The sequence below is a fragment of the Enorma phocaeensis genome, from assembly GCF_900186505.1.
GTDB lineage: Bacteria > Actinomycetota > Coriobacteriia > Coriobacteriales > Coriobacteriaceae > Enorma > Enorma phocaeensis.
Window position 1 is genome coordinate 149,149 of the sequence record NZ_LT891970.1, and the last position, 20,215, is coordinate 169,363.

Sequence of the window (20,215 nt, forward strand, 5' to 3'; positions counted from 1 at the left end):
AGGAAACGGACGCCCGAGCCCGCGGAGCGGCGCACTCGGACTGGCTACGCATGCTCGCTAGCCCAGCAGAAAAGGGCCGCGGGAACCCCTCCCGCCGTCTCGCGCACGATGAGATAGAAAGACGCGCAGGCGCCCTCGTCGTCGATGGGCACGACGACGCGTCCCGGAAGGGGCCCTTCCAGATACGGCGCATCCGTGGTGAATGTGCAATGCGGCGTCGAGCGCGCCAGCTGCGCGAAGACGACTCGGTCGCGCTGCTCGATGAACGTGGACGAAGGCAGGTACCGGTCGACGTACGCGCGCCAGAATCCTATGTCCGCAAGGATGAGGAAGGTGTTGCCATCCAGCTCCTCGAACGTCACCTTTCTCCGTGCGGCTAAGGGATGGTTGGGCGGAAGCGTGACGGATAGGCTCTCGCGCATGAGCGCGCACGAAGCGACGCCAGGGGGCGGCGTGTACGTACCATCTGCTGCGCCGACGACGATACCCAGATCCGCAGCACCCGATGCGACGGAGCGCTCGACCTCCTGCTGGCTGAGCGTATCGGATGTCAGGGTCTCCCCGGGAAAGCGCTCCACGGCAAGGCCCGTAAGCTTCCAGAGCGGCGCCGGCGCCACCGTGGCAACGCGCAAAGCATGCGCGCGCTCGGCAGCTGCGCCAACCGCTTCGCGCAGAAGCGCCTCGTCACGCAGGAGCTGCCGCGCCCACTCCACCGCCACAGCCCCGACCTCGTTCAGGCGGACGCGCCTGCCCTCGCGATCGAACAGGGGCGAGCCGAACTCGGCCTCGAGCCGTTGGATGGACCGGCTGAGCGCCGGCTGGGAGATATGAAGCTCGGCTGCTGCGGCGGACATGGTGCCCGCCCGCGCCACAGCTTCGATCTGCCGGAGCTGCTCGAGTTCCATCCCGTTCCCACTCTCTTGCTCTTATGCGTCTAGTGCATCATTGACATCGCATTTTGCATTTTACATCTCTTATCATCAGGTTGAAACTATGCACTATAAGCAATTTGAGAGCGAAAGGAGCCCCTATGCAAACGGTAACGATGAACGATGGCCACCAGATTCCCGCCATGGGCTACGGCGTCTTCATGATGAGTTCCGACGAGGTGCGCGAGCACCTTCCGCAGGCGCTCGAGACGGGCTACCGCCACATCGACACGGCCAACGCCTACTTCAACGAGGTATCCGTGGGCGAGGTCATCCGCTCGTGCGGCACCCCGCGTGAGGAGCTCTTCGTCACCACGAAACTCTTCCCGCAGAGCTATCCCTACGACCAGTGCAAGAAGGACATCGACGCCACGCTCGAGCGCCTCGGGCTCGACTACGTGGACCTGCTCCTCTTCCACCAGCCCTACGGCGAGTACGCTTCCGGCTGGAAGGCTATGGAGGAAGCCGTGGCGGAGGGCAAGGTGCGCTCCATCGGCCTCTCGAACTTCCCGGTCCACAAGATCGCCGAGATCATGGAGGTCGCCACGGTGAAGCCCGCCGTGCTCCAGGTCGAGATCAATCCCTATTGGAACCAGCACGCGCTCAAGGACGAACTCGCTAAGATGGGCCTGGGCGATATCACGCTCGAGGGCTGGTACCCGCTCGGCCACGGCGACGAGGGCCTGCTCGCCGAGCCCGTCTTCACCGAGCTTGCCAAGAAGTACGGCAAGACGCCGGCGCAGATCATCCTGCGTTGGAGCGTGCAGGAAGGCAACGTCGTCTTCCCCAAGACCCTGAACCCCGAGCATATGCGCCAGAACATCGACATCTTCGATTTCGAGCTCACCTCCGACGAGATGGCACAGGTGAACGCCCTGCCTCAGCACGCCTACTACGATGTGCCCGAGGAGCCGCCGGCGTTCGTGCTCGCAACCAACGACTACTCGAGGCAGGCGTAGAGGAGCACGTGGGCTCACCCGGGGCATTCCCCCCCGGGTGAGTCCTTGGCGTTGCCTACGGGGTGCGCCCCGGGGGATACCCCAAGCGACCTCGCAGGCACCACCCGCTCGAACAGACCCGCACCATGAAAGGAAGAACGCAATGGAGTTTGTGCAACTTAACAACGGCATCGAAATGCCCATGCTCGGCTACGGCGTGTTCCAGACGCCGCCCGACCAGACCGAAGCCTGCGTTTCCGAAGCGCTCGAGGTAGGTTATCGCCTCATCGACACCGCACAGGCCTATGGCAACGAGGAAGGCGTAGGCACCGCGGTCGCGAAGAGCGGCATCCCGCGCGATGAGATCTTCATCACCAGCAAGATCTGGGTCTCCAACATGAACTACGAGCGCGCGACAGCCTCGATCGACGAGAGCCTGAAGAAGCTCAGCACCGACCATATCGACCTCATGCTACTCCATCAGATGATGGGCGACTACACCGGCGCATACCGCGCGATGGAGGACGCCTACAAGGCAGGCAAGATCCGCGCCATCGGCGTCTCCAACTGCTACCCCGAGCGCCTGGTAGACCTCGCGCTGCTCGCCGAGGTGCCGCCCGCGGTGAACCAGATCGAGACGCATCCCTTCCGCCAGCAGCGCGAGGCGCATGAGAACATGGCCTCGCTCGGCGTCGTCCACGAGGCGTGGGCGCCCTTCGCCGAGGCCCAGAACGGCATCTTCGAGAACGCGGCGCTCAAGGCCATCGCGGAGAAACGCGGCAAGACCATAGGTCAGGTCATCCTGCGCGCCCTCATCCAGCAGGATGTCGTCGTGATCCCTAAGACCGTGCACCGCGAGCGCATGGAGGAGAACTTCGACGTCTTCGACTTCGAACTCGATGCAGAGGACATGGCTGCCTTCGCTGGCATCGAGGACCCCGCGTTCCCGCGCATCTTCGACCACTTCGATGTGAGCACCGTGACATGGATGCTCGGCGAGCTCGTAAAGAAGACGCAGCTCGGCGGCGGTACCCTCTACTAGAGCAACCTAGGAGCGCCGCGCACGCGCCGAAGAGGGTGCCCTACCCTCGCGCGCGGCGCTCCGACACGAACATGCGCGCAAGCGAGAGCGCGCTCGTTCCTCATTCCGCCTCAAAAGCATATCAGCTATCATGTCCATCCGGGAGAGCTCCCCGGAGCGAGGCGTGCATCGCCCGGCCGCGATTTCACGCTCGCGATACCGGCATGCCACGCTCGCGCGAGGACCACGCCAGCAAGAAAACTCACTCGCGCGAGGACCACGGGAGGGATTCATGCCAAAGAACCGCGCATCGAACAGCATCCGAGAGGACCTGCGCCGCGCCGTGCGCGACGACCGACGCTCCTTCATCGTTTTCCTCGTGCTGCGCGCACTCGTGGTGATCACGCTCGTCAGATGCGTCCTCACCGGTCGCTTCGAGCACGTCCTGCTCTGCATACTCGTGTTGTTCCTGCTGCTTCTGCCCTCGTTCCTCGAGTCGAAGCTCAACATCGACTTGCCCGATACCCTCGAGTGCATCCTGCTGTTCTTCATCTTCGCGGCAGAGATTCTCGGTGAGATCGACTCCTTCTACCTCAAGATCCCGTTCTGGGACACCATCTTGCACACCACATGGGGCTTCATCTGCGCAGGGATCGGCTTCGCCCTCGTCGACATCCTGAACCGTGGACGCTCCGCGAGCATCCACCTCTCCCCCGCATACATGGCTATAGCAGCGGTTTGCTTCTCGATGACCGTCGGCGCGTGTTGGGAGATCTTCGAGTACTCGATGGATACCTTCATGGGATTCGACATGCAGAAGGACACGATCGTCCAAGGGTTCCATAGCGTCACGCTCGACCCGACGCAGCAAAACATCGCCATCCCCGTCGAGGGCATCGAATCCACCGTCGTCGAGCTCGCAGACGGAACCGCCGTGACGATCGAAGGCGGCTACCTCGACCTGGGAATCAACGACACCATGGCGGACCTCATCGTGAACCTTATCGGCGCGGTCGCCTTCTCCATCCTGGGGTTCACCTACGTCAGAACGCGCGACCGGCACTCGTTCGCCGCGCAGTTCATACCCATCGTTAAGGACGCGGGTCCTCATGAGGACCCGGGCCTTGCCGAGAAGGTGTAGCCTCGCGGGGAACCGGACGCCCGGGAGTGATTCCCAAAACGTCGTTTCTAAGCAGACGGTAAGCGCAGGCGGCGAGCGGCACGCCCACGAACATGCCGGCGATGCCCCCGACACCGCCACCCACGGTCACCGCGGCGAGCACCCAGATGCCCGGCAGTTGGATTGACGATCCCACCACATGCGGGTAGATCAGATCGCCTTCAAGCTGTTGCAGAACCACGATGAAGACCAGGAAGACAAGCGCCTGGACCGGCGACTCCATGAGGATGAGGAAGGCGCCGATCACGCCGCTGATGAACGCACCCACCACCGGGATGAGCGCGGTGAACGCCGTGAGCGCACCGATCATCATGGGGTTAGGCAGCCTAAGGAGCACCATGCCGAGGGCGCAGAGCACCCCGAGCACGACCGCCTCGGTGCACTGGCCGACCAAGAACCGGTGGAAGCAATCGTCGGCGATGCCGAGCACATAGCGTACCAGCACCAACACCCGCTTGTTCGCGTAGCGCTCCATGACCATGTTGAGCTGCCGCGCAAGGCGCGCCTTGTTGAGCAACACGAAGATCGCGAAGATGATGGCGAGGAAGAGCGTCGCCGTGCCCGAGACGACGCCGCGCACCACGCCGACCACCCCTCCCATGATGGTCGAGACAACACTTCCAGCGAGCGACTGCCAGTCGATGCCCTCAAGCGAGGCAGCGGCACCGTCCAGCAGCTCAGGCGTGATAAGACCGCTCTGCCCGAGCCAGTCCGCGAGGGCGGACGCCGCAACCGGAAGCTCCACGACAAGTAGGCGCACGCATTCGACGAGCTGGGGCACCACGAGCCAGACAACCGCCACGATCACCGCCACGAACGTCATCCCGGCGAAAACCAAGCTCAAAGCAGGCCTGAACCGCGCAATCGCCCCCTGCGTGGAGTTTGGGAACAGATGACGCTCATAGAAGCTCATGAGGATGTTGAGCGGGTAGGCGAGCACGAGTCCCAGCACGAGCGGGGCGAGCGTACCGGCGACGAGCGCCAGAAACCCGGCGATGCTCGGCCAGTAGTAGATGGCAAGGTACACCGCGAACGCGGCAACGGCCACCATCGCGATCGCGCGCGCGCTCAGTTGGTTCATAGATTCCCCTCTTCCTGGTGCATGCTCATTTTGCCCGTCAGCATCACTGATACCCCGGTTCAGTGGTCATGCAATCGCTCGCGACCATAACAGCCCCCACGTTCACCATGTCCGCGCACACCGCTGCAATCGCCGTGAAGCCGCCAAGCACCACGGCGCCTACCCGCCGTCAGCCCTCCACCTCGCGCATCAAATCAGCGGGGTCGACATCAAAGATACGGGCGAGCTTGACGAGGTTCGTCGTAGACGGCTCGGATGCGCCCTGCTCCCACTTGCTTACCGCTTGACGGCTTACACCAACCTGCTGGGCAACGAACTCCTGCGTCATATGGCAGCGCTCGCGATGCGACCGCAAGACCTCGCCGAGCGAGCGGCGCACTTTGACGGCCTCGGGGTCCTTGGCTGCACGCTCCTGGCGCATGAACCAGCGGATCGCGAGGACGCACACGATGACGACGAGGATCGGTGGAACCAGATTCAGCAGCATAGCGAGGATGACGATGAATTCAAATCCGGTTGGCGCCATATGCCCCTCCTCCCATTGGAGCTTTGCCCTCATGGTACCCGGGAAGCCCGGTTGCCCCCACCACCTATCGCGCAACAGGCGGTTGCACTTGGGTTGCGGACGGGCGGCGCCGTTGGAACACCCGCATGCATCTGCTACCGTTAAGACGCCGGCTTCGCTCCCGGCAAGCCATACCGAACCATCACCTGGAGCAACCCATGACCGCCATCGATGCCGCCGCCATCCCCTCGATCGGGCCCGGCTTCCGCATACGCCCCATCCAGCCCGCCGACGACGATGCCATCGCCGCCATCGTCCGCTCGTGCCTCGCGGCACATGGCCTCGCCGTTCCCGGCACCGCCTACTTCGATCCCGAACTCGACCATCTGAGCGCCTACTATGGCGAGCGCCCAAACGAGCGCGCCTACTTCATCCTGGAGCGCCCCGACGGCAGCGTGGGCGGCGGCGCGGGGCTCTGCTCATTCCCGGGCGTCGACAGCTGCTGCGAACTGCAGAAGATCTACCTTATGGATGACCTGCAGGGGCAGGGCTTGGGCCGTGTGCTGCTCGAAGCCGTGGAAGCCCGGGCGCGTGAGCTCGGCTACCGCCGCATCTATCTGGAAACGCATCACAACCTGGAAACGGCGCTCGGCTTCTATGGGCATCTCGGCTTCCAGCGTATCGAGCAGCCCGCCCCGACCGTTCACACCACCATGGACCGCTTCCTCATCAAGGAACTCTAGCTGCAGGGAGCCTTCGAGCACTCAACCGAGCGCGCCTGCCCCATCTCCACCGCAGCCATAGCCCCGGAGCCCTCCGCAAGCTCACGCTCGTCAACCATGCGGCGCCGCACGAATCGCACGTGGGCGGTGCGCGGCGACCGCGCGCGAAAACGCTAGCGCTCTAGGTACGCGAGGAATGCATCTGCCTGGGCGGCGAGTGCGTTTCGATCCTCAGTGGATAACGCGAGCACGTCCGTCTCGAACGCGGAGCGATCGAGCTTCACACCGACTTGCGGCTCCTGCATAAGGTTTGCGTTTACAGCCACCATGAGCTTGGAGAGCATGCCGCGCGAACCGGCGCCCGCCGAACTACCCGCAGCGGAACTGAGCGCCACCTTCTTCCCAGCGATCGCCGCCGTCGAGCGGTCCCCGGCGACGACCGGACGGCTCAGCCAATCGATCAGGTTCTTGAGTGCACCCGGGTAGCTGTAGTTGTATTCAGGACTGAAGATCCACAGGCCATCCGCCTGCATGATTGAACTGCGCACGCGCTCGACGGGAACGGGTGCGGGAAATTCTATGTCCTGGTTCATGAACGGAAGGTCCGCGTAGGCGAGGAACTCGACCGTGGCGCGATCGCCCACCAAACGAGAAGCCTCCTCGGCGAGCTGGCGATTGAACGACGCCTCCCGCAGAGACCCGACGATAAAGAGCAAGTGTTTCATGGTTTCCACCTCATTGGACGTTGCAGGGATATGGACGTTGCGGGGTAGTTGGTGACACGGGAATGGTTGACGGTGCGGACCGCGCGAGCTCCCGATTCTCCTGTCTATCTCGGGAAACCCTTCTTCTCGGCCATCTCGACACTTTCCCATCGAAGTCGCTTGGTTATGTTCTACCCGACCAGACCGGTCGCAGACCCAAGACGATCCAAAGGCATGAAGCTCTCTAGAAAAGTGTCTCTCTAACAGCATCTCGATGCGGATCGTTTTGCCGAGATACCCTCAGATAGCCAGAATCGGCCTTCAGAAGCTCAAAACTGTCCAATCATCAGGATCTCGGTTTATGGAGCACCGGAACCGGCCTGTCGAGATGCGCCTAGATGGCCATTTCTAATAAAAATGGATGAGGCATTCTAGACGATCCGACAGAGTGGAAGCGCCGCATGAAACGGGCGCTTGCGGGAAGGATCACGCGAGATGGAAGCTGCCGTCTCGAAGAAACTCGTCCTAATAAACTGCATCCCGGGATGAACTCTATAGGTAGCCGCCCGGCGCGGACGCTTTGAATAGCCGCTTGGGATCAAGTGTCCTCAGAGAGCCTGGTATCTGATATATCTCCCGCACGCGCGAACCGTCACCAGGTAATAGATTCCTAGCACGCAGAGCGCCAGCGCCACAGTGGCACTCATGAACACGACGACCCCCTCCACGCCGAACATGATCGAAAGCACACCTATGAGCAGGAATCCAAAGATGCAGTGGACGAGCGCAAGCGCCGCAGGCACGCCGAAGCAGACCCCGATCTCCGCGAAAAGCGATGATCGGAGCAGCTCTTCCGGAGTCCCGATCACCGCCAGCGCACGATAGCTTGCCTTGGCATCCACCGCCTTCGAGAGCTGCTGAAGCGCCAAGACCGCTGCCGCGGCGACCAGAAACGCCGCTCCGTAGAAGATGCATGCATATGCGATGGGTAGCAGCACCTGGCCCGCGCCAGCAAACTCACCCGTCCGCAAGCCCACGCTGAACGCGAGCCCCGCCACCGTCATGCACATCGACGCCGCCAACAGCACGCACTCCGCCGCCGCGGCCATGCAGCCCGTCTCGGCACGCGCCTCAAGTTGGCGGACCGTAAACGGGACAAGGCCCGTCCAATAGCGGTCCGTATGAGCGCGCAAGCGCCTGGGCAGGCTGGATGACACCACGCGCATGAGGAAGTACGACCCAAAAAGCGCAACGAAGCCCAAGGGGATGATGAAGACGATGAAGTAACCGGGGTTGAGCAGGCAAGTCCCCCACACGATCGCCAGCAGCAGCGCGGCGGCAACCTTCTGGGCGCGCAAAGCGCCTCCGCGTGATAGCGGCCGGCGCTCCGGCACGGCAGCCAGCCGCACGAGATCGACAAGCGGCCGCTTCCAAATCCCCCGCACCGAAAGGACCGTGGCGAGCACGCTGATCACGGCAAATGAGCAGACGCACTGCCAAGCGGCTTGGCTGGAGACGACGAGCACCGGCGTCCAAGCGGCACCGAACACGAACGCCGCTATGAGGGAGAACAGCGGAGAGAGCATCCATCCCAAGATGAGCCCGCACGCGAGCGACGCTGCGGCAGTCACCGCGATCTCCGCGATGAGCACCAGCGCTACCTGGTTTCTTGCCATACCAAGCAATAGGTAGGTGCCGAACTCGCGCTTACGGCGCCGGAGCAGGAACATGTTGGCATATGCCAGCAAGAAGCAAAAGATAACATCGATGAAGATGGCAAACGCTTGGAGCACCCCGCCCGCTTTTGCGAAAGCTTCGCGCTGGTCGGGCGTGAGATCGAGCGCCAGCAGATAGTCCGTTGACGCGAGAAACGAATACAGCAGACAAGCGGCAAACGCCAGCGTCATGAAATAGACCGAGAAGTCGCGCGCAGAACGGCGCACGTTGCCGTATGCCAGCTTGACGAGCATGAAGCCTCCCATGACCAGCCTTCATCTGCGAGCGGCACCGCAAGTCCTGACGGAGCCGTTCGATACGCAGAGATTCTCACGCACGGGAAGCTTGCTTGCCATCGATTTTGCTTACCGGCAGCTAACATCTTCGTAAGGTAAAGCGTTGCAGCATCTTGGCTTGCGCTGCGCTACCCCGTCTCCTCGATGCGCCGAATGCTGGGTATCGTCCACGTAGCCAAGGCAAGCACGAGCATTGCCACGCCTGCGCCAACGAACCACGCCGGCGCACCCACCGCATCCGCAAACAGCGACGACGCCACGAGCCCCAAGGGCATGGCCCACGACATGATCGCGCCGTACAAGCCGAACACGCGCCCCAGGTACTCAGGTGGAACCTTTTCCTGCATGAGCGCGGTCTGCGGGCCAGAGTAGAACGGCGAGCTCACGCCCATGAGGAAACTCGCCGCCAGGAAGAGCACGAATCCCCCCTCGCCGAGAAGTCCCGCCGCGAGCGTTGCCGCACCGTACAGCGCCGTCGCAGCAACGACCGTGAGCGCACGGTTCTTGAAGCCTCCCCACGATGCCAGAAGAGCGGATCCGGCGATCATCCCCACCGAGAAGACGATCTCGGCCGTCGCCGCATCGCCGGTGGTACCACCAAAATGGTCGAGCGTCATGATGGGAAAGAGCGCTGAGATGGGCGAGAACACGAGCGTGAAGGCAAATCCGCACCACAGAAGCGCAAACAGGCCGCGGTAGGTGCGCAGCACACAGTAGCCGGCCGCCGTCTCGGAAACGAGGGCGCGCGCCTGCGCGACAAGTCCAAGACCCTTCGCGCGCGGGGCACCATCCGCTACGGTCGGCTCCGCGTCCGGCAGATCCCCCGCCATCCCGGCGCCGCCCACGTCGAGCCGTGCCGCCAGCACCGCCGCCGTGGCGACGAGCGCGCCAGCCACATCGAGCGCGATCATCGCCGTAAGCCCCCAGAGCGGATAGATCACCGCCGCGATTGCCGTGCCCAAGATATAGCCGCCGGACTGAACCGCCTGCGTCGCCCCCGCCAGGCGCGTGAGGTGCTCAGACGGCGCAACGAGCGGCGTGAGCGCCTGGAAAGCCGGCGTATGGAACGCGCTGCCAATCGCCCGCGCAAAGAGCGCCGCCATGATCAGCCACACGGGAAGCTCGCCCGCGAACGAAGCCACTGCAACCACGGCGCTTACCGCCGCGATGAAGAGGTCGGCACCCACAAGCGTGCGCTTGAGCGGAAGACGGTCGACAACGGTCCCTGCGAACGTGCCGAAGAGCGCGAGCGGCAAGAACCCCGCAAGCGACGCCAGCGAAAGCATGCTCGCCGAGTTCGTGGAAATCGTGATGTGCCATACGAAACCCATCTGCAGAATGGAGCTTGTAAGCACGGAGGCGAGCTCGCCGCCCCATACGCATGCCAGCTTGAGCTGCCAGGAATCTCGATCCACCGCCAGCTCCCCCTTCCATCAACGCAGCTCATTAGTTCCATCGAGATCGACCGCCGTCTTAGGTGCGCACCTGGTCGAGCTCGGCTCAAACGGGTAGGTTCAATCTACCAGAACGGAGGCATAGGCCACCGCTCGGGCAACGCTTTGGCAAGGACCGCTCGGCCTATTCCATTGCGGGCTCTCGATTGTCACCCCCTTCGCTACAGACTCCTTGCGCCCCCACTGTTAACTCCCTACGCCTCCACTGTTACCATCCTGTTTGAAGGTATCCTGTTTGGAAGACCGTCCCGTCTGGACTTCCAGCATGCCCTCCGTTCCAGATCCACTTGATGCAGGCTATGTCGAAAGAGGAGCCCATGAAAGCAAACCTTGCCATCGCCGCGATGCTCGCAGCCGCCATCACCTTCCCGCTTTCGGGTTGCTTTGGGCTACCCAGCATGGAGGAGATTTCGACCCAAGCGAGCGATCTCGCCTCACAAGCTGAAGATGTAGCCTCTCAAGCGCAAGAGCTTGCCGACACGCTTTCAAATGTCGAATGGGGAAAGGTCTCTCGTCTCGTCATCAAGGATGCCGAGACGGGAGAGGTCGTTCGCGAGCTGACTGACCAAGCGGACATCGAGCGCGCCTTTAGCCCGCTCTCCGGGATAAGCGGCCTCGCAGCCGAGCCCGACGGGAGCCCCGAATACACCTTCGAACTATGGCAGCCCGAGACTCAAAGGCTCGGCCAGAGCTCCGACGACCTAAACGAGATCATGGTGCTCGAGGTCACCACCTACGAAGGGTCGCCGGTCGTGATGATCGAGGTAAGCCCCGTAGGCCTAAGCCTCCATCTATCATCTCAATCCGCTGCCGACGCGCTGCGCGCCCTGGCGGAGTGAAGTTGCGAAGGGCTGCACCGCGCGGTTCTCTTGCCTGCGCGGTGCAGCCCTTGCAGGGATGACCACGACGAGATGACGGGGCCAGCTGATCCGTGATGTGTGATCCCTGGTTCCGGGATAAAACTGAGACCCCAAAGCATGCCCGCAGCGCTCATCGTGAAAACGTCCATCGAGACGGACCTCGACGATGGCCCGTTTTTCGAGATGCGGCAAAATGGACAGAATCTCGTTTTATAGACGCTGAAATGGCCTTAGTTTTTCATTCCAAGTGCAACAACGCCCGATGGGGACGGCCCATGGCGCCCTGATACGATGGTGCTTGCGACGACAACATCATCAGGAGGCAGCCATGGGCCGGTACAGCCATCTTACCATCGAGGAGCGCGAGGACGTCATGTGCCTGCGCAGGCAGGGGAAGGGCGTCTCCGAGATCGCCCGCGAGATCCACAGGGACAAGTCCACCGTGTCCAGGGAGCTCGCGCGCAACTCCTGCGCCGCGTCGACCGCGCGCCCCTGGTACCGGGCCTCGACCGCCCAGCGGCGCTACGAGGCGCGCAGGGAGGCGTGCCGCAGGCCGCGGCTGCTCGACGACCCCGAGAGGCTCGAGCTCGTCAGGGAGCACGTGCTCGAGGGGCGCTGGTCGCCCGAGCAGCTGGAGGGGCGCATCCGCCTCGAGCGCCCCGACCTCGCCGTCAGCGACACGACGATCTACCGCGCGATCGGCTCCGGCTCGCTCGACCGCTGCGTGGGCGGCCGAAGGGCGTCGGCGAGGCTGAGGCGCGGCGGCAGGCGGCGGAAGCGCCGGGACGGCTCCGAGCTGCGCGGGAAGATCAAGGTGTCGCACGAGCTCTCCGAGCGGCCCGCCGAGGCGGGCGCCCGCTCGCGGGTCGGCGACTGGGAGGGCGACACGGTCGCCGGGCGCGCCGGCGGCGCGTGCCTCGTCACCATGGTCGACCGCATGAGCGGCTACCTGGCCGGCCGCAAGTCGCCCTCGAAGAGGAAGGGCGACGTGAGGGGGGCGATGGTCGAGTCGATGCGCGGCCACGCCGTGGAGACCGTCACCCTGGACCGGGGCAAGGAGTTCGCCGAGCACGCCCTGTTCACCGAGGCCGTCGGGGCCGAGTGCTACTTCTGCCCGCCGCACCACCCGTGGGACCGCGGGACCAACGAGAACGCCAACGGGCTGCTGAGGCAGTACTTCCCAAAGGGCTGCGACCTGGACGCCGTGAGCGACGAGGAGGTCGAGAGGGTGTACGATGAGCTGAACCGCAGGCCTCGCAAGCGCCTGGGGTATCTGACGCCGTACGAGGTCTACCGATCGGCCTCGTTGCACTTGCTGTGAAAAACTAAGGCTTTTTGAACGCATCTCGATGATGCACCCCGGTAGCACGATGCATCGAGATGCACTTATTTAGCCATTTTCCTGAATTGCCAAAGTGCTGACCTCTTCCCGCCGGCACAAATGATGGGCTCGCAGCGCGCTCGAGCACCCCGTGGTCGAACGCGTCGCCCATGAGGGCCTTCGATAGCGCCCCCATCGGCACCATCTCCCTCTCCGAACTTCCTCAAGCCACCAGCATCGGCCCAATCAAGCGAGCGCCCGCAGTCGAATCGTGCGCAGGGGGATAGACGGAGCAGGTGCGATCATCCTACACAGCCTCGGCGAGGGCGCGCACGAGCTTCTTCTTCGAATCGCGCACCATAAGCTCGCCATCGACCTTCACGTATGACTTGCCCTTGAGCTCGGGATGCTTTTTGGCACAGACGCCGAAGCAACCCGTCTTGCGGTGCTTTTTATCGACTACGCCTTTGAGGTCCTTCGGCGCGATGCCCGAGCATTTCTTGCAGATCCTTACCTGGCAGGACACAGCGGCTCCTCTTATCGATCCCTAAATGTTGGCGAGACTATCTCATATTAGTTAGCTACATGCAACTACTGCAGAAGAAAAACTTCCCAAGATCCGCCGCCTCGTTAGAGCTTCGTTAGAGACCGACCGCATCCTTGGAATCGTACGCAGTCGGGCGAAGGGGGGTGTTCCTATAGTTTTGTCAACTGATTTTGTTGGCAAAGATCACTGCTTTCGAGCATGCTGACGCCAGCCCTTGTCGGGCTGGCGTTTTTCTATGGCTCTGGCTAGCTAGGCCGAGTACGGGACCTTGTCCCTCATGATCGCGTAGATCACCTTCATCCTCTTCCTGGCGACCGCCTTCAATGCCTCTCCGTGGCACATGCCGCGATCCCTGCATTTGCGGTAGTAGTCGCCGAACCGGCCCCTGCTCCTGCTAAGCGAGTTGCAGGAGAAGATGAGCAGGTTTTTCAGCCTCTTGTTTCCCTGGCGCGAGGCGCTCACCGACGATATCGACTTGCCTGACTGGCGGTTCCTGGGAGCGATTCCGCAATACGATGCGAGGTGGTCGTGGTCGGGGAAGTCGTCGATGTCGATGCTTATCACCAGCTCCGATGCGGTCCTTGGGCCGATTCCTGGGATGGTCAGCAGGCATTCGTAAGTGCCGTCCTCGACGAGCAGCGCCGTTATCTCCGTGTCGAGCCTTGCGGCTTCCTCGGCGGACTCCCTGATACGCCTGGCAAGCATCCTGACCTGCGGGTTCTCTGCCATGACCTGGTATTCGGACGGGCGCGTCGACGACGATATCGCCGCCAGCGCGGCGTCGATGCGCGCCCTGTTCGCGCCGCGGGTAACGGCGCCGACGGCAGGCTTGCCGGCATCCAGGATGCCCCAGGGGCCGCCCAGGGACTCCATCATCTTCAGCCAATGGGGATCGGCCAGGTCGGCCAGCGCCTCGAACGCGGGGCAGCTTTCCAGGAGTATGCTCCTGAGCCTGTTCTTGTCACGGGTGGAGCAGGTGACCATGTGGTTCCTCTGCGCCGCCATCGACCTTGCGGCCTCGAGCCTCTCGTCGCGCCTTGGCACGGGCAGCAGCGAATCCGGGATGCCGAGCGCCGTCTTGGCTATGACCGCGGCGTCGCGCTCGTCGGTCTTGGCGTCGCCCGCGAACAGCTTGGCAGCTCCGTGGGCGGCGATTCCCGGCAGGTAGGCGACGGGCAGCCCGGCCAGCCTTGCCCTCGATATCGCCAGCGACCCGATGTTGCGCACTTGGTCGACGACGACCAGCGTCCCTGCATCCACTCGGGCGAACAGGCTGTCCAGGTCATGCTCGGTGTTGGCCACGGGGCCGCTGGCGAGGATCTCGCCCTGCCTGGTCACGTGGCACGCCCAATGGGAGAACTTCCCGACGTCGAGGCCTATTACGGCAGGGCAGGCGGTGGCTTCGGTCAGCATGATGGTATCCTTCCAATCGTCGGTCGATCGGAATGCTGCCTCGCGCGACACCCACATTACCTGGCCGTGGCGCTCTTTGGTCGGAGGAGCCCGGCAGTTTCCTATTAGTCGTCAGAAGCAGCGGCGCCCGCGTCGGCAACACCCCCCGGGCCCTCAAGGGGCAGGGGCATAAGGCCGTCCGCGGGCGCCCGATCGGCAGTCCCTCGGGACATATGTCAATCGTAGTCCGACCGTCTAAGCGGATGGCTTAAGCGATTGGGCTAACTACTTCTCAAACTGTAATGGGCGGCACGCTACCCCGCGCCCATCGCCTGAGCCATTTGCAACGAGAAAGGATGTGCCATGGACTGCATGCTCGAAACGCATGGGCTCACCAAGCGCTTCGGCCGGGGCGAGAGCGCCCAGACCGCGGTGGCGGACGTGAACCTGCATGTGGAGCGCGGGCGCGTATACGGCCTTCTGGGCCCCAACGGCGCCGGCAAGTCAACCACGCTCAAGATGATTTGCGGAATACTCCGCCCCAGCGCGGGCGAAATCCGCTTCGACGAGCACCCGTGGGAGCGCCGCGACCTCTATGCCATCGGCTCGCTCATCGAGGAGGCGCCGCTCTACCCCAACCTCACCGCGCGCGAGAATCTCCGCGTGCGCACCACGATGCTGGGCCTGCCCGAACGCCGCATCGACGAGGTGCTCGAGACCGTGGGGCTCGCCGACACCGGGCGTAAGCGCGCCGGGCGCTTCTCCATGGGCATGAAGCAGCGGCTGGGGCTGGCGCTCGCACTCGTGGCCGAGCCGGAGCTGTTGGTACTGGACGAGCCCACCAACGGCCTGGACCCGCTCGGCATCGAGGAGCTGCGCGACCTCATCCGCGGCTTCGCAGCGCAAGGCATCACGGTCCTCGTGTCGAGTCACATCCTCCACGAGGTCCAGCTTATGGCGGACCGCATCGGCATCATCACCGGCGGGCGCCTCGCCTACGAGGACGAGTTGCGCCCCGGCGAGGACCTGGAACAGCTCTTCATGGACGTGTGCGTGAGGGGGCGGGCGGCATGATGCGGATGAGAAGTTCGGCTGGAGCGGTGTCTGCGCAGGCCGCGAACGCCCCTGCCGCCACCGGTGCGCAAGGCGAACATGCCGTCGGTTCACGCAGCGGAAACGCCGGCGCGCCGCACATCTCCTTATGGCGCGTGCTCCGAGCCGAAGCTCGCAAGTTCCGCCATGCCGCACCCTTGCGCCTTGCGATCATCATGGCGCTGCCGTTCCCGCTTATGGCTCTCGTCGTGCGTTTCCACGGCGAGGTGAGCTTCTCGCCGTGGAACTACTGGTACGCGCTCCTCATGCCGGTGACGATCGCGCTGGTCACGGGGTGTGTCGCCAACTCCGACGCGCGGATGCGGAACCGCTCGCTCCTGGGCTTGGGCGTGCCGCTCGGACAAGCGTGGTGGGCGAAGGCGCTCTGGTGCCTGGCGCTCTCCGCGCTGTCGAACCTCGTGGTACTCGCGATCTACGTTGCGGCGATCGCCATCGGCGGCGGCTTGTCCGGTGCCGCAGTGCTCACCATGGCATGTGCGGCCGCTGCCACCACCATCACGAGCGCATGGATGATTCCTGCCGGGCTCTTCCTCACCGCACGAGCCGGACTCCTCGCAGGTATCTTCCTGCCGCTCGCCGTGCAGCTCGTAGGCGGATTCGCCTGGAGCGCCATCCCTGCGCCGCAGCTCTTCCCTCCGTCGGCCACCGCGGTCATCCCCACGGCCTTCATCCCCGTGCTGCCGAGCGGCGAGCCTCTCACCGCCGACATGGTACTGGGCGGTGCGCTCGCAGCGGACGGCATGCTCACCTGGGCGGGCATTGCCGTGGGGGCAGCAGCCTTCGTGGTACTTACGGCACTTTCCGCCGCGTGGTTCGCGCAATCCGAGGAGGTGCGCTGATGAGCACCGCTCTGGCCCGCATAGGCCGCTCCGTGCATGACGCGACCAGGATGACGCCGGCGCCCCGCATGACCCTCCTCCGCACCCTGCGCTCCGAAACCATGCGTTTCACCCGCTCGCCGCTCGCGCTGGTACACCTTATCTGTGCGTTCACCGGCGGCATCGCATGCGGGGCCTACTTCGCCTACGCACCCTGGGATCCCGCGTTCGGTGCGGATGCCTACGTGCAGCTCCTCGGTGCGCTCATGCCGCTCATGGCAAGCATCGTCTGCGGACTCAATGTTGACGAGGAGCGCCGCGCCGGGCGGCTCGCCAACCTTACGGGCGCCCCGTCTCGGGCAACGGCCATCGCCGCCAAGGCCATCGTACTTTGGCTCGCGGGCGCGATCGCCCTGCTGCTCGCGGTCGGCATTTTCGCCGGCGCGCTTGCGCTGGCGGGTAGGCTCGCGCTCGGGCTCGACGCCCTCGTATTCTCCGTCGCGGGACTCGCGCTTGGAAGCATCCCGCTCTATCTGCTCTTCCTCGCCGTCGCGCTGCGCACGGGGCGCAACGCCGCCATCGGCGAGGGTGCTGCGGGCCTCGGCATCGGCCTCTTCTCGGTCGGCGGCCTCGCCCACGGCCTCATGACCGGCGAGCTCACGGCAGCGACCGGTGGCATCCTGGGGCTCATCCCCTTCGCCTGGCCCGCGCGGCTCGGATCGCTCGCCATCGAAGCGGGCATCGCGCAGATGTCGGATGCCGCCCAAGCCGCCGCAATCAATTCGCTCGCCTTGGAACTCACCATCGCCGCAGCAGCCCTCACCGCAACGGGGCTCGCCGCCCTCATCGCATGGTTCAACCGATTCGAAGGAGGCAGGGATGATGATTAGCGTCGCCCGCGCTCGCAGCGCCGCGCTGCTGCTCCCCACGCTGCTCGCCTGCACCCTGCTTTCGGGCTGCTCCGGTGGCTGGGGCGTGGCAATCTCCTCGGTCTTCGACCGGCTCTTCATGCCCGAAGAAACCGTCTGGGCACCCGCGCCCGAGCCGGAGTCCTACACCGGGACGTACGCCGATGCCACCGGCGCCGGTACCAACTACGTCTATCGCATCCAGGGCGCCGCCTCCGACGGAACGCCTACGGAAGTGACGATCGTCTGGTACGGCAGCAAGGCTCCCGGCGACGGCTGGCTCAAAATCGAAGCCCACGGCGGCTCTGGCGACCATTACCGGAGCGTCGGTGCCGCCGATGTCCCAGATGCTGCCATCGACGCGCTGGAGGAGAACTCCTAGTCTGCGGGAGGAAGTCGCATCGTTAGTGAATCGTTAGGATGTTGGCGCAGAATGAAAGCAGCTACCGGCGAGCGGTGGCGAGAGTGACGGCGGAAAGGGGCTGAGATGGCGCGCATCGTGGCGATCGACGACGAGCAGGCAATTCTCGACGTGCTCGGGCGCATCCTCAAGCGCGACGGGCACGACGTGCTCGGTCTGACCGATCCCGCTCGCGCGCTCGAGCTCGACCTCGCCCGCGTGGACCTCATTCTCTGCGACGTGATGATGCCAGGTCTCGACGGCTTCGAGCTAGTACGCGAGCTGCGGCCGCGCTTCGACGGGCCCATCGTCTTCCTCACCGCCAAGGTGGCAGAGGAAGACGCCGTGACCGGCTACGGGCTGGGCGCGGACGATTACGTGCGCAAGCCCTTCGGCGCTGCCGAGCTGCGCGCGAAGGTAGCTGCCCATCTGCGCCGCGAACATCGCGAGCGCACGCACGCGCTTGCCTTCGGCCCGCTTCGGCTGGACCTTGGCGCGCGGCAGATCACCATGGACGGCGAGTCCGTCGCCCTTACACCCACCGAATACGAGGTTTGCGAACTTCTGGCCCGCCGCCCGGGCCAGGTGTTCAGTCGCACGCAGATTCGCGAGGCGCTCTTTGGCTGGGAACGCGAGGCGGATGATGCGGCCATCTCCATGCACGTAAGCCGTGCGCGCAAGAAGCTCGCCGCAGCGGGCGCCGACCCCATCGCGACCGTGTGGGGAATGGGGTACAAATGGCAGCTCTAGACCGCGGGCGGCGCACCTGGCGCATGCCCCTCTCCTTTGTCATCGCGCGCTACTTCTTCTACGTGCTGGCAGCGCTTTTGGGCGTATGGATCGTCTCCTTCACAGCATTCAGCATGGCACTCAACGCAGGTATCGCCTATCCCGCCAACTACGGCGCCGCATATGCCAGCGATACCGTCGCCGCCGTGCAGGCCACGGACATGGTGAACGAGGATCTGATTCCATCCGCATACCGATACGTTCATGTCGACCCCAACGGGACGGTGCTCGCGACCGACCTCTCGGGAGAAAACCTGCTCCGCACCATCGACGCGACCACAAAGCAGCGCACCGAGGGGGCGCAGGAGCCCCAGGTCTTCGGCCTCGACGGCACCACGTATGCCATCGGCGAGCTCTCGGACGGGTCGTTCTGCATCCTCACCAGCACCTACCTGCCCGAATATACCTCGCGCGAACTGCGCGACAGCCTCCCCAACCCTCAGAACCTCATGATCGCGTTCGGCGGTGCGGGAAGCGCCCTCGCCGTTGTGCTTATCGCCCGGCGCGCATCGTCCGTCCTCGTGCGGAAGATGCAGCCTCTGACGGAGGCTGCGGAGCGCATCGGGCGCGAGGAGCTCGACTTCAGTGTGGGAGAAAGCAACGTGCGGCAAATCGACGACGTGCTGGCGGCGATGGAGCGCATGCGCGGTTCGCTCGCCGATTCGCTTGATGCGCGCTGGCGTGCGGAGCGGGCGCAGCGCGACCAGGTGGCGGCGCTCGCGCATGATCTCAAGACCCCGTTGACCGTGATCCGTGCCAACGCCGAGTATGTGGCAGACGAAGCGCGCATGCTGGGCGCGGACGATACCGGTGCGCTCGCGGACATCGCCGCTGCGGCGCAAGACGCCGCCGACGGGTGCAAGCAGGTCGACCGCTACGTGCAACTCCTCATCGAGGCGTCGCGCGGAGGAGCACCTGAAGGGGCTAAGCGCCAGGTCACGGTTGCCGTCCTTGCTGAGTCAATCATGCAGGCCGCTGCGCCCTTGGCGCGCGCGGCGGGCATCTCGCTCGCCGTCGAACAAGACAGGGCGCTTGCGGACGCTCGCGCCATCGTAGATGCAGAAGCGATCGAGCGAGCCGTGGTCAACCTTGCCTCCAACGCCATCGACCATGCACGCAAACGGGTGCGTGTCATGTTCAACCTCGAAACGAACGGCCCGGATTCAACGCCCGACACATTCGTCATCATGGTAGATGACGATGGCCCGGGCTTCTCGCCCGCCGCGCTCGAGCACGGCTGCGAGCGCTTCTTCCGCGATGATGCTTCCCGTACAGGAGCCGCGTCCGGCGCGCATTACGGCATCGGCCTCTTCACCGCGGCGGAAACCGCCCGCGACCACGGCGGCAGCCTCGAGCTTTCGAACCGCGTCAGCGCCGATGGCTCCCCTGCCGGTGCCCGCGTGGTAGTCCGCCTGCCGCTCGCATAGCACAGGGCTTCCCGCCGCCAGGTTGCAGGCCGGGTGCCGGCGAATGCGTAAAGCCCCCAAGCAACGCGGCGCTCTTCCGATGGAAAGGACAGCG

The 20,215-nt window shown here is 64.2% G+C and carries 20 protein-coding genes; 12 read left to right on the forward strand and 8 right to left on the reverse strand.

The annotated features are described in order from the left end of the window. Positions 1 to 44 precede the first annotated feature (44 nt). Positions 45 to 905 (reverse strand): LysR family transcriptional regulator, encoded by an 861-nt coding sequence (locus C1717_RS06680; RefSeq protein WP_102372459.1) that lies wholly within the window; start codon positions 903 to 905, stop codon positions 45 to 47. 125 nt (positions 906 to 1,030) lie between these two features. Between C1717_RS06680 and C1717_RS06685 the strand changes: the two genes are divergently transcribed. The 3 genes from C1717_RS06685 (at position 1,031) to C1717_RS06695 (ending at position 4,029) form a co-directional block, all read left to right on the forward strand. Continuing rightward, positions 1,031 to 1,888 carry an aldo/keto reductase gene (locus C1717_RS06685; protein ID WP_102372460.1) on the forward strand — a complete coding sequence of 286 codons (858 nt, stop codon included), beginning with the start codon at positions 1,031 to 1,033 and terminating at the stop codon, positions 1,886 to 1,888. A 142-nt stretch (positions 1,889 to 2,030) separates the two neighbouring features. After that, entirely contained in the window at positions 2,031 to 2,909 is an 879-nt protein-coding gene (locus tag C1717_RS06690; protein WP_102372461.1) for an aldo/keto reductase, read from the forward strand. Positions 2,910 to 3,180: 271 nt separating this feature from the next. Next, positions 3,181 to 4,029, forward strand: a complete 849-nt coding sequence (locus C1717_RS06695; protein WP_102372462.1) for a DUF2238 domain-containing protein — start codon at positions 3,181 to 3,183, stop codon at positions 4,027 to 4,029. Here C1717_RS06695 and C1717_RS06700 read toward each other — a convergent pair. Continuing rightward, positions 3,980 to 5,149, reverse strand: a complete 1,170-nt coding sequence (locus tag C1717_RS06700) for an AI-2E family transporter (protein WP_102372463.1) — start codon at positions 5,147 to 5,149, stop codon at positions 3,980 to 3,982. The two genes, C1717_RS06695 and C1717_RS06700, sit on opposite strands and share 50 nt — an antisense overlap. A gap of 169 nt (positions 5,150 to 5,318) precedes the next feature. After that, the gene (locus C1717_RS06705; protein ID WP_102372464.1) at positions 5,319 to 5,675 is read right to left on the reverse strand and encodes a helix-turn-helix domain-containing protein; all 357 of its coding nucleotides are present in this window, start codon (positions 5,673 to 5,675) and stop codon (positions 5,319 to 5,321) included. Positions 5,676 to 5,872: 197 nt separating this feature from the next. Between C1717_RS06705 and C1717_RS06710 the strand changes: the two genes are divergently transcribed. Beyond that, positions 5,873 to 6,397, forward strand: coding sequence for a GNAT family N-acetyltransferase (locus C1717_RS06710; RefSeq protein WP_102372465.1), 525 nt, complete (start codon positions 5,873 to 5,875; stop codon positions 6,395 to 6,397). Positions 6,398 to 6,549: 152 nt separating this feature from the next. Here C1717_RS06710 and C1717_RS06715 read toward each other — a convergent pair whose 3' ends face one another. The 3 genes from C1717_RS06715 to C1717_RS06725 form a co-directional block, all read right to left on the reverse strand. Beyond that, positions 6,550 to 7,101, reverse strand: coding sequence for an NADPH-dependent FMN reductase (locus C1717_RS06715; RefSeq protein ID WP_102372466.1), 552 nt, complete (start codon positions 7,099 to 7,101; stop codon positions 6,550 to 6,552). A gap of 587 nt (positions 7,102 to 7,688) precedes the next feature. Further along, complete coding sequence (locus tag C1717_RS06720; RefSeq protein ID WP_102373080.1) at positions 7,689 to 9,050, reverse strand: FtsX-like permease family protein; 1,362 nt, start codon at positions 9,048 to 9,050, stop codon at positions 7,689 to 7,691. A gap of 170 nt (positions 9,051 to 9,220) precedes the next feature. Continuing rightward, entirely contained in the window at positions 9,221 to 10,507 is a 1,287-nt protein-coding gene (locus C1717_RS06725) for an MFS transporter (protein WP_245859546.1), read from the reverse strand. A gap of 356 nt (positions 10,508 to 10,863) precedes the next feature. Here C1717_RS06725 and C1717_RS06730 point away from each other — a divergent pair, with 356 nt between their 5' ends. Continuing rightward, positions 10,864 to 11,385, forward strand: coding sequence for a hypothetical protein (locus C1717_RS06730; RefSeq protein WP_102372467.1), 522 nt, complete (start codon positions 10,864 to 10,866; stop codon positions 11,383 to 11,385). Positions 11,386 to 11,734: 349 nt separating this feature from the next. Beyond that, a complete protein-coding gene (locus C1717_RS06735; protein ID WP_102372468.1) occupies positions 11,735 to 12,727 on the forward strand; it encodes an IS30 family transposase in 993 nt (330 codons plus the stop codon). A 307-nt stretch (positions 12,728 to 13,034) separates the two neighbouring features. Here the strand turns inward: C1717_RS06735 and C1717_RS06740 are convergent, their stop codons facing one another. Next, positions 13,035 to 13,253: a hypothetical protein gene (locus C1717_RS06740; protein WP_102372469.1), complete on the reverse strand. Its 219-nt coding sequence runs from the start codon at positions 13,251 to 13,253 to the stop codon at positions 13,035 to 13,037. A gap of 270 nt (positions 13,254 to 13,523) precedes the next feature. Beyond that, complete coding sequence (locus C1717_RS06745) at positions 13,524 to 14,744, reverse strand: IS110 family RNA-guided transposase (protein ID WP_245859336.1); 1,221 nt, start codon at positions 14,742 to 14,744, stop codon at positions 13,524 to 13,526. 285 nt (positions 14,745 to 15,029) lie between these two features. Here C1717_RS06745 and C1717_RS06750 point away from each other — a divergent pair, with 285 nt between their 5' ends. The 6 genes from C1717_RS06750 to C1717_RS06775 all read left to right on the forward strand — a co-directional run bounded on the left by C1717_RS06750 (position 15,030) and on the right by C1717_RS06775 (position 20,121). Then, positions 15,030 to 15,740, forward strand: a complete 711-nt coding sequence (locus C1717_RS06750) for a lantibiotic protection ABC transporter ATP-binding protein (RefSeq protein WP_102372470.1) — start codon at positions 15,030 to 15,032, stop codon at positions 15,738 to 15,740. Then, entirely contained in the window at positions 15,737 to 16,618 is an 882-nt protein-coding gene (locus C1717_RS06755; RefSeq protein ID WP_245859547.1) for an ABC-2 family transporter permease, read from the forward strand. The genes C1717_RS06750 and C1717_RS06755 overlap by 4 nt, the downstream gene beginning before the upstream one ends. Beyond that, a complete protein-coding gene (locus C1717_RS06760) occupies positions 16,618 to 17,487 on the forward strand; it encodes an ABC transporter permease (protein ID WP_102372471.1) in 870 nt (289 codons plus the stop codon). Before C1717_RS06755 ends, C1717_RS06760 begins: the two co-directional genes overlap by 1 nt. Further along, positions 17,477 to 17,887, forward strand: a complete 411-nt coding sequence (locus C1717_RS06765; RefSeq protein ID WP_102372472.1) for a YxeA family protein — start codon at positions 17,477 to 17,479, stop codon at positions 17,885 to 17,887. The genes C1717_RS06760 and C1717_RS06765 overlap by 11 nt, the downstream gene beginning before the upstream one ends. A gap of 105 nt (positions 17,888 to 17,992) precedes the next feature. Further along, positions 17,993 to 18,655 (forward strand): response regulator transcription factor, encoded by a 663-nt coding sequence (locus C1717_RS06770; protein WP_102372473.1) that lies wholly within the window; start codon positions 17,993 to 17,995, stop codon positions 18,653 to 18,655. Then, positions 18,643 to 20,121 carry a sensor histidine kinase gene (locus C1717_RS06775; protein ID WP_102372474.1) on the forward strand — a complete coding sequence of 493 codons (1,479 nt, stop codon included), beginning with the start codon at positions 18,643 to 18,645 and terminating at the stop codon, positions 20,119 to 20,121. Before C1717_RS06770 ends, C1717_RS06775 begins: the two co-directional genes overlap by 13 nt. Positions 20,122 to 20,215 lie beyond the last annotated feature (94 nt).

What these genes read in the sequence shown, in the direction of transcription:
- C1717_RS06755 (WP_245859547.1), top strand. Translation starts at nt 15,737, where the DNA reads ATGATGCGGATGAGAAGTTCGGCTGGAGCGGTGTCTGCGCAGGCCGCG.
- C1717_RS06745 (WP_245859336.1), bottom strand. Translation starts at nt 14,744, where the DNA reads ATGTGGGTGTCGCGCGAGGCAGCATTCCGATCGACCGACGATTGGAAG.
- C1717_RS06690 (WP_102372461.1), top strand. Translation starts at nt 2,031, where the DNA reads ATGGAGTTTGTGCAACTTAACAACGGCATCGAAATGCCCATGCTCGGC.
- C1717_RS06735 (WP_102372468.1), top strand. Translation starts at nt 11,735, where the DNA reads ATGGGCCGGTACAGCCATCTTACCATCGAGGAGCGCGAGGACGTCATG.
- C1717_RS06760 (WP_102372471.1), top strand. Translation starts at nt 16,618, where the DNA reads ATGAGCACCGCTCTGGCCCGCATAGGCCGCTCCGTGCATGACGCGACC.
- C1717_RS06695 (WP_102372462.1), top strand. Translation starts at nt 3,181, where the DNA reads ATGCCAAAGAACCGCGCATCGAACAGCATCCGAGAGGACCTGCGCCGC.
- C1717_RS06705 (WP_102372464.1), bottom strand. Translation starts at nt 5,675, where the DNA reads ATGGCGCCAACCGGATTTGAATTCATCGTCATCCTCGCTATGCTGCTG.
- C1717_RS06720 (WP_102373080.1), bottom strand. Translation starts at nt 9,050, where the DNA reads ATGCTCGTCAAGCTGGCATACGGCAACGTGCGCCGTTCTGCGCGCGAC.
- C1717_RS06715 (WP_102372466.1), bottom strand. Translation starts at nt 7,101, where the DNA reads ATGAAACACTTGCTCTTTATCGTCGGGTCTCTGCGGGAGGCGTCGTTC.
- C1717_RS06775 (WP_102372474.1), top strand. Translation starts at nt 18,643, where the DNA reads ATGGCAGCTCTAGACCGCGGGCGGCGCACCTGGCGCATGCCCCTCTCC.
- C1717_RS06685 (WP_102372460.1), top strand. Translation starts at nt 1,031, where the DNA reads ATGCAAACGGTAACGATGAACGATGGCCACCAGATTCCCGCCATGGGC.
- C1717_RS06730 (WP_102372467.1), top strand. Translation starts at nt 10,864, where the DNA reads ATGAAAGCAAACCTTGCCATCGCCGCGATGCTCGCAGCCGCCATCACC.
- C1717_RS06710 (WP_102372465.1), top strand. Translation starts at nt 5,873, where the DNA reads ATGACCGCCATCGATGCCGCCGCCATCCCCTCGATCGGGCCCGGCTTC.
- C1717_RS06680 (WP_102372459.1), bottom strand. Translation starts at nt 905, where the DNA reads ATGGAACTCGAGCAGCTCCGGCAGATCGAAGCTGTGGCGCGGGCGGGC.
- C1717_RS06770 (WP_102372473.1), top strand. Translation starts at nt 17,993, where the DNA reads ATGGCGCGCATCGTGGCGATCGACGACGAGCAGGCAATTCTCGACGTG.
- C1717_RS06750 (WP_102372470.1), top strand. Translation starts at nt 15,030, where the DNA reads ATGGACTGCATGCTCGAAACGCATGGGCTCACCAAGCGCTTCGGCCGG.
- C1717_RS06700 (WP_102372463.1), bottom strand. Translation starts at nt 5,149, where the DNA reads ATGAACCAACTGAGCGCGCGCGCGATCGCGATGGTGGCCGTTGCCGCG.
- C1717_RS06765 (WP_102372472.1), top strand. Translation starts at nt 17,477, where the DNA reads ATGATGATTAGCGTCGCCCGCGCTCGCAGCGCCGCGCTGCTGCTCCCC.